Source organism: Amycolatopsis silviterrae (assembly GCF_042684085.1).
GTDB classification, from domain to species: Bacteria; Actinomycetota; Actinomycetes; order Mycobacteriales; family Pseudonocardiaceae; genus Amycolatopsis; species Amycolatopsis silviterrae.
The window spans coordinates 29,453-41,780 of the sequence record NZ_JBHUKS010000027.1 but is presented as its reverse complement, the minus strand read 5'-3'; the positions used below and the strand labels follow the sequence as shown (position 1 = coordinate 41,780).

Sequence of the window (12,328 nt, the reverse complement as noted above, 5' to 3'; positions counted from 1 at the left end):
ATGGGGAGCGCGGGCAGGTTCGTGATCCGGGCCTCGAGAAGGGGTTACTCATGAGCAGAACCCGGTTGCCCGGGTGGGCTGCCCGCTCGGTGGTCGTGGGTTCCGCGGTGGTGCTGGCGGCGGCTGTCGCCGTGCCCGCGGCGTCCGCGCAGAGCGCGCCGCTGGCCGAGCCGGTCGCCCCGGCGAAGGTAGACACGAGCAAGGTCCAGGGCAAGCTTTCGCCCCGGCTGAGCGCGGCGCAGGGGCAGATCACCGCGTTCGTCGAGCTGGCCAAGAAACCCGCGGTCGACGCGTTCAAGGAACAGCAGGGCAAGGGCAAGGAGAAGGCCAAGCAGGCGGCGAAAGCGGCTAAGGCCGACGTCGCGGCGGCGGTCAGCTCCGTGGTCGGGCAGCTGCGTTCCGCGGACGCGGGCACGAAGCTGGTCACGCAGACGGCCAACGCGGTTCCCGGCGCTGTCGTCACCGCAGACGCGGCCAAGATCCGCAAGCTCGCGGAACGGCCGGACGTCGTTTCGGTGCGCACGGTCGTGCCGAAGAACCGCACCAACGCCAGTGCGGAACAGCTCACCAACACGCTCGCCAGCTGGCAAAAAACCGGCAAGTTCGGCGACAACATCCGCGTCGGCGTGATCGACGACGGCATCGACTACACCCACGCCGATTTCGGCGGCCCGGGCACGGCCGACGCGTACAAGTCGGTCGACCGCACGAAGCCGTCGTCGCTGTTCCCGAGCGCCAAGGTGGTCGGCGGCACCGACCTCGTCGGCGACGACTACGACTCGGCGGGCAAGACCGGATCGCCGACGCCGCAACCGGACCCCAACCCGATCGCGTGCGGCGAGCACGGCACGCACGTCGCCGGCACCATCGGCGGCTTCGGCGTGAACGCCGACGGCAGCACGTTCACCGGCGACTACAAGAAGCTGAACAAGAAGAAGCTCGACGCCATGCGGATCGGGCCGGGCACCGCGCCGAAGTCGCTGCTGTACGCGATCAAGGTGTTCGGCTGCAAGGGTTCCACGAACGTCACGTCGCAGGCGCTGGACTGGTCGCTCGACCCGGACGGCGACGGCGACTTCACCGACCACCTCGACGTCGTGAACCTGTCGCTGGGCAGCGACTTCGGTGCGCCGGACGACCCGGACTCGCTGTTCGTGCGCAAGCTCGCGCAGAACAACGTGCTCCCGGTGATCTCGGCGGGCAACGGCGGCGACATCAACGACATCGCCGGTTCGCCGGGCAACACCCCGGAAGCGCTCACCGTGGCCAGCAGCCGCGACGCGGGCGAACTGCGGGACGCGGTCGAGGTCAAGACGCCGACCGCCGGACAGCAGCCGGGCCAGTACAGCCAGGAGTACACCGGCTACGACACCCTCGACCTCACCGCACCGGTGGTGCCGATTTCGGCGAACAACAACGCCGGCTGCGCCGCCTATTCGGCTGAGGACAAGGCAAAGGTCGCGGGCAAGATCGCGTGGCTGGAGTGGGACGACAACGACGCGACGCGTCCGTGCGGTTCCGCGGCGCGGGCCAACAACGCGCAGGCCGCGGGTGCCAAGGGCGTGCTGCTTTCGTCCACTGTGGAGCACTTCGGGGCCGGTATCGCGGGCAACGCGGCGGTTCCGATGTTCCAGCTCACCGGCAAGGCCACTCAGTCCGTGCGGGCGGGCCTGACCGCGGGCACGCTCACCGTGCGGCTGTACGGGGCAGGGCGGACCACGCTGCAGACGTATGACCAGTCCATCGTGGACACTCCCAGCTCGTTCACCTCTCGTGGCGGACGCGGTCCGTCGGTGAAGCCGGACGTCGCCGCTCCTGGCGACACGATCACGTCGGCGTTCCGCGGCAGCGGCAACGAGCGGCTGGTCATCTCGGGCACGTCGATGGCCGCGCCGCACACGTCGGGCATCACGGCGCTGGTCCGCCAGGCGCATCCGGACTGGAGTGTCGAGGAGGTCAAGGCCGACGTCGTGGGCACCGCGGCGCACGACATCACCGACGGGGCCGGCCACACCTACGGCCCGCAGCGGGTCGGGGCCGGCCGGATCGACGCGAAAGCCGCGCTGGACAACCAGGTTCTCGCGTACGTGCAGGACGACCCCGGCGCGGTGAGCGTCACGTTCGGCACTGTCGAGGCGGCCGGTCCGGTCACCTTGAGCAAGACGATCAAGGTGGTCAACAAGGGCGTCAAGCCTGCCGAGTACTCGGTGGGCTACGAGGCGGTCAACAGCCTGCCCGGCGTTGAGTACACAGTGGACAAGAACTCGGTGAAGCTGAACCCGCGCGGCGTCGCGACGGTGAAGGTGACGCTGAAGATCGCCGACCCGAAGGCGCTGCGCAAGGTTCTCGACCCGACCATGGCGGCTTCGCAGGCCGGGCTCGCCCGGCAGTTCGTGGCCGACGCCTCGGGCCGGGTCGCGTTCACCCCGAAGAGCGGCGCGGGCGTTCCGCTGCGGGTGGCCGTGTACTCGTCGCCGAAGCCGGTTTCGGCGATCACCACCCCGGCCGGCGTGCGCTTCGGCGCGAATGCCGACCAGGCCGTGCTGAACCTCGGCGGCAAGGGCATCGACCAGGGCAGCGGCGCCCAGCGGTACCGCTCGCTGATCAGCGTGCTCGAACTGCAGGCCGAATCGCCGCAGCTGCCCGAATGCGATTCGCACGTCACGTCCGACTGCACCCTCAACCGCACCGCGAAGGGCGGCGACCTGCGCTACATCGGCGCGGCGTCGACGGCCCCGCTCGCCAAGGCGCAGGGGGAGCCGGAGAACGCGATGCTGGCGTTCGGGATCACGACGTGGAGCGATTTCGCGAACCTCGGCAGCAACACGGTGCCGTTCGTGGACATCGACACCACCGGCGACGGCAAGCCGGACTTCGAAACCTTCGTGACGAAGGCGACGGGGTCGGACGTGCTGCTCGTCAACACGGTGTCGCTGACCAAGCCGGGCAACCCGTCGGTGGACCTGCAGGCGATCAACGGGCAGCTCGGCGACGTCGACACCAACGTGTTCGACTCGAACGTGATGGTGCTGCCGGTCAGCATCGCCGCGCTCGGCATCGATCCGAACGAGGCGTCGCACCGCATCAGCTACACGGTCGGCACCGCCGGGTACTACGTCGCGCCGGGTACCTCGAACGGGTTGATCGACCAGGTCGGCACTCCGCTGTCGTTCGACGCGCTCGCGCCGGCGTACTCGGCACAGGGCGGCGGCGACGCGGCGCTGGGCTACGTCGCCAAGCCGGGCACGGCTCTGGTGGTCAACCGCAACAAGGCCGCCGTCGCCGGGGACAAGGCGAAGGGCCTGCTGGCGATCGAGCACCACAACGCGACCGGGCAGCGCGCCGCGGTCGTGCGGATCGAATCGGAGCTGCCGCGCGGCTGATCCGGTTCACCCTTTAAGGGGAACTTGAAGCGCGCCGCGGAAGCGGCCGCATTGCGAGACGCGGGGGCTTGCCCAGGCTGTCCGGCCTGGGCAAGCCCCCGTTTCCGTTCGCCCGAACGGGTGTCTCACCCTGTGGGAGGATGCGGCATAAGGGTGGTGCGGCTACGGCACCTTGTCTACGGCCGGTAACCTTCCGCTGCTGGCGTTTTTGTGCGAATGGGCCATCGGTGCGCCCGGTGGCCTGGGCTACGGAGGTGTGTGGATGCGGCTCGCGGTGATCCCAGGGGACGGGATCGGGCCCGAGGTGGTCTCCGAGGCGCTCAAGGTGCTCGGTGAGGTAGCACCGGCGGCGGAGATCACGAACTACGACCTCGGCGCCTCGCGGTGGCACGCCACCGGGGAGCTGCTCCCGGAGTCGGTGCTCGGCGAACTGCGCCAGCACGACGCGATCCTGCTCGGCGCGGTCGGCGACCCGACGGTGCCCAGCGGCATCCTCGAGCGCGGGCTGCTGCTGCGGCTGCGGTTCGAGCTGGACCACCACGTGAACCTGCGCCCGGCGCGGCTGTACCCCGGAGTGCGCGGCCCGCTGGCCGACGCCGGGGACGTCGACATGGTCGTGGTGCGCGAAGGCACCGAAGGCCCGTACGCGGGCAACGGCGGCCTGCTGCGCAAGGACACCGAGCACGAGATCGCCACCGAGGTCAGCGTCAACACGGCCTTCGGCGTGCGGCGCGTGGTCGCGGACGCGTTCAACCGCGCCGAGGAGCGTCCGCGCAAGCACCTCACGCTCGTCCACAAGACCAACGTGCTGGAGCACGCGGGCTCGTTGTGGTCGCGGATCGTCGAAGAGGTCTCGCTGGAGCACCCGGACGTCACCGTCGCGTACTCGCACGTGGACGCCGCCACGATCCACCTGGTCACCGACCCGTCGCGGTTCGACGTGATGGTCACCGACAACCTCTTCGGCGACATCATCACCGACCTCGCGGCCGCGGTGACCGGCGGCATCGGCCTCGCGGCCAGCGGCAACCTCGACATCACGCGCCGCAACCCGAGCATGTTCGAGCCGGTGCACGGCAGCGCGCCGGACATCGCGGGCCAGGGTCTCGCCGACCCGACCGCGGCGGTGCTGTCGGTGTCGCTCCTGCTGGACCACCTCGGCCAGAAGGAAGCGGCGCGGCGCATCGAGGCCTCGGTGGCGTTCGATCTCGCCACGCGCGACCAGTCGTCGCCCGGTGCGACGCAGGCCATCGGCGACCGCCTCGCGGCGCTGGTTTCCTCGAACGCCCGTCAGGCCGGCTGACCGCCTGAGCTTTACGGACCCCCGCCGCGGAAGCCGGTCGAAATCCGGCGCTGACCCGCAACGGTAGGCCTTCGGTTCTGTTACGGAGCCGAGGGCGAGCCCGATACCGGCGGGGGTTCTTCGAACCTCGTCCCCTCCCGTCGTGGTCTGCGGGAGACGACACTCCCGCCGTTTCGACACCGGCGGCTTTGCCGTCTTTGCCCGCGGGCCCATGATTCCGATTGGGTCCTCGCCGGTGGTGTCGTCGTCTGAAGAACGTTCTGCTTGTCCTGATCCGGTGCTGGGCGGGGATTCGCCGCCTGGCGGCGACGGTGGTTCTGGTGGGGTTTCGCCTCCTGCTGCTGCTGATGGCGGCGGGGGCGGGGTGTCGGCAGTTGTCGGGGGTGGCTGTTTTTCGCCGTCTGGTGGCGAGAGGGCTTCAGATGCTTTGCCGCTGAGTGGCGACAGCGGTTCCTCGTCGGCCGGTTCCGGTGATTCGCTGGCGAGTGGTTCCGGGGTTTCGGGTCCGTCGCCATTTGGCGGCGAGGGAGCTTTCGGGTGGTCGCCGTTGAGCGGCGGAGTCTCTGATGTTTCGCCGTCTAAGGGCGATGGTGCGGTGCCTGGCTCGGGTCTGCGTGGCGGTGCTTCCGATGGTTCGCCACTGAACGGCGAAAGTGGTTCCGGCGCTTCGCCATCCGACGGCGACCCTGGTGCGCACGACTCCAATTGGCTGGGCGGTCCTGTCGCGGGGGAGGATTCGCCACTCCGCGGCGACGCGTCGGATCCCGAGCCCGAGCCGCCGATCGATGGGTCGGTTGGTCGTGAACCGACCGGTTCCGGCGCGCATGGTGTCTCGCCAGCGGATGGCCAATCCTCGGGTGCGGGGAACGCTTCGCCATTGAGCGATGAATCCCGGAGCCAGCGGGGCGCGTCGCCGTTGATCGGCGAATCCTCGAGCGGGCAGAGCGCGTTGCCGTTGGGTGGCGATTCCCGGAGTGGGCAAGGTGCGGCACCGTCGGTCGGCGAATCCCGGAGCTGGCAGGACGCGTTGCCGTTGATCGGCGAATCCCGCAGCGGGCAGGGCGAGTTGCCGTTGAGCGGCGAGTCCCGGGGCCAGCGGGGCGTGTCGCCGTTGATCGGCGAATCTCCGAGTCGGAGGGCCGCGTCGCCGTCGGTCGGCGAATCTCCGAGTCGGAGGGCCGCGTCGCCGGTGAGTGGCGAATCCCCGGTCGGAGCGGTTGGCGTTCAGCGCCGGCGGCCGTTGACGCCGGTGCTTCTCGGTCTTGGCGTGGCGTTGCTCGGGTCGGTTGTCCTCGCTGTCGGGATCGGGACGGTGGCGGTGCCGGTCACTCACACGTGGGCCTTTCTCCGCGCTGGGTTGTTCGGCGGGACGATTGGCCCGGACGAGGTCGGGCAGTATCGGATCATCTGGGACCTTCGGCTTCCTCGCGTTCTGCTCGCGGTGGTTGTCGGCGCTGGGTTGTCGACTGTTGGCGTCGCGATTCAAGCGATGGTGCGCAACGCGCTCGCCGAGCCGTATGTGCTGGGGATTTCGTCCGGCGCGTCCGTCGGGGCGACAGCGGTGACGTTGTTCGGCGTCTTCGCGTCGCTCGGGATTTATGCGCTGTCGGTCGGAGCGTTTGTGGCGGCGCTCGCCGCGACCTTGATCGTCTATCTCGTTGCCCGTACGCGGCAAGGGCTTACGCCGCTGCGTCTGGTGCTTACCGGGACGACGTTGTCCTACGGGTCTTTCGCGGTCACCACCGTGATCGTCTTCCAGGCACCGAACGGCGAGGCCGCGCGGGCGGCGCTGTTTTGGCTTCTCGGCAGTCTTGCCGGCGCGAACTGGGGCACGCTGCCGATCGCTGCGATCGTCGTGGTCGGCGGGGTTTTGTTGTTGCTGGCGCTGGCCGGCCGGCTCAACGCGCTCGCCATGGGCGACGAAGCGGCCACGACTCTCGGCGTCGACGTCGGCAAGCTGCGAGTTCTTCTGTTCATCGTTTGTGCCGCGATGACCGGAGTTCTCGTCGCGGTGAGCGGGGCGATCGGATTCGTCGGGCTGATTCTCCCGCATCTGGTGCGCCTGGTCGTCGGTGCCGATCATCGTCGGGTGCTTGCTGTGGCACCGCTTGCCGGTGCGGTGTTCTTGGTGTGGGTGGACGTCGCGGCGCGGGTGCTCGCCGCACCCGAGGAGTTGCCGATCGGGGTGCTGACTGCGGCAGTCGGGGTACCGGCCTTCCTGTTCTTGATGCGCCGTCGTTCATACGTGTTCGGAGGTGCGTGAATGGACCTCTCGCTCAACGGCGTCAGCGTGACCGCGGCCGGTCGCAAGCTGGTCGACGACGTGACTCTCGAAGCTCGGCGAGGCCAGTTCGTCGGGCTGCTCGGTCCGAATGGCAGCGGAAAGTCGACGACGTTGCGCGCCGTCTATCAAGTGCTCAAGCCGTCGGCCGGCGCGGTGCTGGTCGACGGCCAGCCGGTCGACGGCATGGCACCGCGGAAGCGGGCGCGGGCGATCGCCGCGGTTGCGCAGGAATCGCACGCGGAGTTCGACTTCACCGTCGCCGAGGTGGTGGCGATGGGCCGGATGCCGCACCACGGCCTGCTCGACCGCATGAGCGCAGCCGACCATCGGCTGTGCGCCACCGCCCTGACTCAAGTCGGCTTGGCGCACCTGGCCGACCGAGGCGTGCTCACCTTGTCCGGCGGCGAACGGCAACGCGTGCTGATCGCGCGCGCACTCGCGCAGCAACCCCGGATCCTGGTGCTCGACGAGCCGACCAACCATCTCGACATCCGGCACCAGCTCGAAGTCCTCGCGCTCGCTCGCAGCAGCGGGCCGACGGTGCTCGCCGCGCTCCACGACCTGAACCTGGCCGCGGCCGTGTGCGACCTGGTCCACGTGCTCGACCACGGCCGCCTCGTCGCGAGCGGAACTCCGGCTGAGGTGCTCACGCCTGCTTTGCTCGCCGACGTGTTCGGAGTGCGCGGACACGTGGTGGCGCACCCCGCTACGGGGCGTCCGCAATTGTTGTTCGACCGGCTCGAGTCCCAGGAGGACAATCATGCGTAGGACAGTCGCGATGATCGTGACGGTCGCTCTCGTCGCCACCGGCTGTGGCGCTCAAGTGTCCGAAGGGGACAGTACGGCCGCTCCCGCCGGGTTTCCCGTGACGGTGACCAATTGTGGTTCGTCGTTGACCGTGTCTCGACCTCCTTCTCGAGTAGTCACGAATGACATCGGCATCACCGAGCTGATGTTCGCGCTGGGCTTGGGCGACCGGATGGCCGGTTACGTGGTCGACAAAGGACAGTCCGGCGGCGTGGCCTCGTCGCCGTGGAAAGCCGATTTCGCCAAGGTGCCCAAGCTGGCGGAGAAGATCAACCGCGAGGTGGTGCAAGGCGCTGGCGCGGACCTCGTGTTCGCGGGCTGGAGCTACGGCTTCTCGGAGGCGACCGGGTTCACCCCGGATTCCCTCGCGAAGCTGGGCATTTCCAGCTACCTGCTCACCGAAGCGTGCCGCAACGGCAATGGCAAGCAACGTGGCATCATGCGCCCGCTCGACGCGCTGTACACAGATGTGCGCAACCTGGGGAAAATGTTTGGAATCAGTGATCGGGCAGAACGTGTGATCACAGAGTACCGCGCACGAGTCGCCGCTGTCACGGGCGCGGTGCCCGCCGGACGGCCCAAGCCCAAGGTGTTCCTTTACGACGACGGCCGTGACCAGCCGTTCACCTCCGGACGCAATGCGGGCCCGGACGAAATCATCACCAAATCGGGTGGTGCCAACATCTTCGCCGACCTCAACGACAGCTGGACCAGTGTCAGCTGGGAGGCCGTGATCCAGCGCGCGCCCGACGTCATCCTCATCAACGACTACGGCGGCGAGGTCGGCAGCGTGGCTGACAAGGAGAACTTCCTCCACTCGCGTCCCGGTCTGCGCGACATCCCGGCGGTGAAGCAGGGGCGGTTCTTCGCGCTGCCGTACGCGGCTTTGGTGGAGGGGCCGCGAAATGCGTCCGCGGTCGAAGAATTCGGGCGCTACCTGGCGAAACTGCCCGGCTGACGGCGCTCCGGAAGTGGGAAGCTTCGCCCGGCGCTTGGACGCCGGGCGAAGCTGTGGCATGATGGCCGACATGACCGCCATCTCCACCATTATTGCCTTGCGCGCCGGATAGACGCTCCACAAGAGCTACCGGCGCGCAACCTCTCGCACCCATGCGGGAGGTTTTTTTGTTGCCTGGACCAGGTTCTGCCCCGCCACAAGGAGAACACCGTGACCCGCACGGAGCCCGCTGGCACGCCGCTCGGCGATGCCTTCCACCTCTACGACACCACTTTGCGCGACGGTGCTCAGCGCGAAGGAATCACCTACTCCGTCACGGACAAGCTGGCCGTCGCGCGGCTGCTGGACGAGCTGGGTGTCGGCTTCATCGAGGGTGGCTGGCCGGGTGCGCTGCCGAAGGACACGGAGTTCTTTTCCCGTGCGGCAAAGGGAGAATTGCCGCTCAAACACGCCGCGCTCGTCGCATTCGGGTCCACGCGCAAGGCGGGAACGACGGCCGACAAAGATCCGCAGGTCCGCGCGCTCCTGGACTCGGCGGCACCGGTCATCACATTGGTGGCTAAATCGGACCTTCGGCACATCGAACGGGCACTGCGGGTCGACGTCGACGAGGCGTGCGCGATGGTGCGTGACACGGTCGCGTTCCTCGTTGGTGAAGGACGTCGTGTTTTCCTTGACGCAGAACACTTTTTCGACGGCTATGCCTTCTCTCCCGAAACCTCGCTGCGGGTGCTCGACGCGGCGGCGCGCGCGGGCGCGGACGTTCTCGTGCTGTGCGACACCAATGGCGGCCAGCTGCCGCTGGGACTTGCCGAAACCGTAGGCGAGATCAAGGAAAAAACCGGATTCCGGCTCGGAATCCATTGTCAGGATGATACTTCCTGCGCCGTGGCGAACTCCGTCGCCGCGGTGCAGGCCGGCGCGACGCACGTGCAGTGCACCGCGAACGGCTATGGGGAACGGGCGGGCAATGCCGACCTGTTCGCCGTAGCGGGAAACCTCGTGACCAAGCTCGGCATGGAGGTCCTCCCGACCGGAGGAGCCGCCGAGCTCACTCGCGTCTCCCATGCCTTGGCCGAAATCGCCAACCTCGCACCCGACACCCATCAGGCTTACGTCGGGTCGTCCGCTTTCGCCCACAAGGCGGGGCTGCATGCGAGTGCGATCAAGGTGGATCCGTTGCTGTACAACCACATCGATCCGTCTTCTGTCGGCAATGGCATGCGAGTGCTGGTCACCGAGATGGCCGGCCGGGCCAGCCTCGAGCTCAAGGGACGCGAACTCGGGGTCGACCTCGCCGGCCGGCCTGACGCACTCACGAACGCGGTGCGGAAGGTGAAGGAACTGGAGTCGGAAGGCTGGTCGTTCGAAGCCGCCGACGCCTCGCTGGGGCTGTTGCTGCGCCGCGAGGTCGAGGAGGTCTCCGGCGAGAAGTCGGATCCGCCGCCGTTCGAACTCGAGTCGTACCGGGTGGTGCTGGACCACCGTCCGGACGGCGAGGTTGTTTCCGAGGCGACGGTGAAGGTGCACGTCGCGGGCGAGCGGGTCATCGCGACCGCGGAAGGCAACGGTCCGGTGCACGCCCTGGACGCGGCGCTGCGGGAGGCGTTGACGCCGTATCTGTCCTGGTTGGACAGCATGGAGCTGGCCGACTACAAGGTGCGGATCCTGCCGTCGAACCCGGGTACGGACGCTGTCACCCGAGTGTTGCTCGAAACTAGTGACGGCGAACACGAATGGACGACGGTGGGTGTGCACGGCAGCATCGTCGAGGCGAGCTGGCTGGCGTTGTGTGACGCGTTGGTCCACAAGAGCTTGGCTGTCGCGTCGGAGCTTGAGCAGTCAGTGCCTGAGCTGGAGGTGGCTGCTGTGCGCAGGTGAGCTGGGACTTTCGCGGGCCGTGGAGTTCGTGCGGCGGGGTATTGCGGCTCACAGTTGGGTGGCGATTGTTCGCTTTGGTGTGCTGCGCGGGAGTCGTCGTTCGGGTGATTCGTAGCGGTTTGTCGCTGGCGCGAAGGGTCCTTTCGCGCAGCGAAGTCACCGTCGGTGAGCCGGTGCAAGGGTGCGTTTGGCGCGGAACGGTGCGAAGGGGACTGTCGCGCATGCTCGGGGTGCGCGACTGTCGGTGGGGGTACGTAGGATGGTGTTGTGCGCCTAGCTCGTATTGCTCATCCCAGTGGTGTCGCGTTCGCTTCGGTCGAGGGGGACGGCGACGATGCCCAGGTCCTGGAGATCGCGGAACACCCGTTCGGCCAGCCGAACTTCACCGGCAAGCGCTGGCCGCTCGCCGATGTGCGGCTGCTCGCGCCGATCCTGCCGTCGAAGGTGATCGCCGTCGGCCGGAACTACGCGAAGCACGCGGCGGAACTCGGCAACGAGGTGCCGTCCGCGCCGATGCTGTTCATCAAGCCGTCCACGACGGTGATCGGGCCGAACGTGCCGATCCGCCGGCCCGCGGACGTCGGCCGGGTCGACTTCGAGGGCGAACTCGCGATCGTCATCGGGCAGCCGGTGAAGAACGTGCCCGCGGCCCGCGCGGCGAGTGCGATCCTCGGGTACACGGTCGCGAACGACGTGAGCGCGCGCGACCTGCAGAAGTCCGACGGCCAGTGGGGCCGGGCGAAGGGGTTCGACACCTTCTGCCCGCTCGGGCCGTGGATCGAGACGTCGATCGACCCGTCCGACCTGGTGCTCCGCAGTGAGGTCGACGGCGAAGTGAAGCAGGACGGCCGGACTTCGGATCTCGTGCACAAGGTGCCCGAGCTGGTCGAGTTCGTGTCGCGGGTGATGACGCTGCTTCCCGGCGATGTGATCCTCACCGGCACGCCGGAAGGGGTCGGTCCGATCGACGACGGACAGTCGGTGTCCATCACGATCGACGGCATCGGCACTTTGACGAACCCGGTGCAGAACATCTGAGCTGGCTGTCGCCGTTGAGTGGCGACTGCGGCTCGGCGGGTGGTTCCGGGTGTTGCCGTTTAGTGGCGAATCCCTGGTCGGGGTCGGTTTTCTGACCGTCGAGGGTGGAGCCGGGTGGCGGGCGAAGCTGTTGCCGTCGAGTGGCGAGCGAGTGGTGCGGGCGGTGTGTCGCCGTTTGGCGGCGACCGGCGGCTGGTGTTCGGATTGTCGGTAGATGGACTGTTGCCGTTGAGTGGCGATAGGCGTTCAGGCAGTGCTCTTGCCGTTTGACGGCGAGAGGTGGCTGGCGTTTGGATTGTCGGCGGAGGACCTTGTCGCCGCTTAGCGGCGAGAGGTGGTTCGCGCTCGGATAGCCAGCAGACGGCGTTGTCGCCGTTGGGCGGCGAGGGATCACTGGCCGCCTGATCGTGAGCAGGCGGGGCTTCGCCGTTGGGCGGCGAGGGGCGATTGGCACCGGATGTGGAGTGGGCGGTGGCGTTGCCGTTGAGCGGCGAATGCTGGCAGGCGGCCGGATGGTGAGTCGGCGGCGCTGTTGCCGATAGGTGGTGAGAAGGTCGCTGATGCTTTGTCGGCGAGCCGGTGGTGCTGTTGCCGTTGGATGGCGGGCGCTCGTTCGATGGGTGGTCGGCGCTGTAGCCGTTGAGTGGCGAAGGGCCTGGGCGACGTTCGGCTGC

7 protein-coding genes and 1 riboswitch are annotated in these 12,328 nt (G+C 68.2%); all 7 genes read left to right on the top strand.

The genetic code is table 11. From position 1 onward, the window contains the following. Nucleotides 1-50 precede the first annotated feature (50 nt). The 7 genes from ACFSVL_RS34045 (at nt 51) to ACFSVL_RS34015 (ending at nt 11,654) form a co-directional block, all read left to right on the top strand. The gene (locus ACFSVL_RS34045) at nt 51-3,383 is read left to right on the top strand and encodes a S8 family serine peptidase (RefSeq protein WP_378310166.1); all 3,333 of its coding nucleotides are present in this window, start codon (nt 51-53) and stop codon (nt 3,381-3,383) included. A gap of 262 nt (nt 3,384-3,645) precedes the next feature. After that, entirely contained in the window at nt 3,646-4,686 is a 1,041-nt protein-coding gene (locus tag ACFSVL_RS34040) for a 3-isopropylmalate dehydrogenase (protein WP_037811756.1), read from the top strand. A 4-nt stretch (nt 4,687-4,690) separates the two neighbouring features. After that, nucleotides 4,691-4,815, top strand: a riboswitch (cobalamin riboswitch). 1,138 nt (nt 4,816-5,953) lie between these two features. Next, complete coding sequence (locus tag ACFSVL_RS34035) at nt 5,954-6,949, top strand: FecCD family ABC transporter permease (protein WP_449224398.1); 996 nt, start codon at nt 5,954-5,956, stop codon at nt 6,947-6,949. After that, on the top strand, nt 6,950-7,738 hold the full coding sequence (locus ACFSVL_RS34030; protein WP_378310162.1) for an ABC transporter ATP-binding protein: 789 nt from the start codon (nt 6,950-6,952) through the stop codon (nt 7,736-7,738). A gap of 10 nt (nt 7,739-7,748) precedes the next feature. After that, nucleotides 7,749-8,735, top strand: a complete 987-nt coding sequence (locus ACFSVL_RS34025; RefSeq protein WP_378310160.1) for an ABC transporter substrate-binding protein — start codon at nt 7,749-7,751, stop codon at nt 8,733-8,735. 210 nt (nt 8,736-8,945) lie between these two features. Beyond that, nucleotides 8,946-10,616, top strand: a complete 1,671-nt coding sequence (cimA, locus tag ACFSVL_RS34020) for a citramalate synthase (RefSeq protein WP_378310158.1) — start codon at nt 8,946-8,948, stop codon at nt 10,614-10,616. Nucleotides 10,617-10,883: 267 nt separating this feature from the next. Then, nucleotides 10,884-11,654 (top strand): fumarylacetoacetate hydrolase family protein, encoded by a 771-nt coding sequence (locus tag ACFSVL_RS34015; protein WP_378310156.1) that lies wholly within the window; start codon nt 10,884-10,886, stop codon nt 11,652-11,654. The last annotated feature ends 674 nt before the right edge of the window (nt 11,655-12,328 follow it).

Coding starts and splice junctions, on each gene's coding strand:
- ACFSVL_RS34045 (WP_378310166.1), top strand. CDS start 51: ATGAGCAGAACCCGGTTGCCCGGGTGGGCTGCCCGCTCGGTGGTCGTG.
- ACFSVL_RS34040 (WP_037811756.1), top strand. CDS start 3,646: ATGCGGCTCGCGGTGATCCCAGGGGACGGGATCGGGCCCGAGGTGGTC.
- ACFSVL_RS34030 (WP_378310162.1), top strand. CDS start 6,950: ATGGACCTCTCGCTCAACGGCGTCAGCGTGACCGCGGCCGGTCGCAAG.
- ACFSVL_RS34025 (WP_378310160.1), top strand. CDS start 7,749: ATGATCGTGACGGTCGCTCTCGTCGCCACCGGCTGTGGCGCTCAAGTG.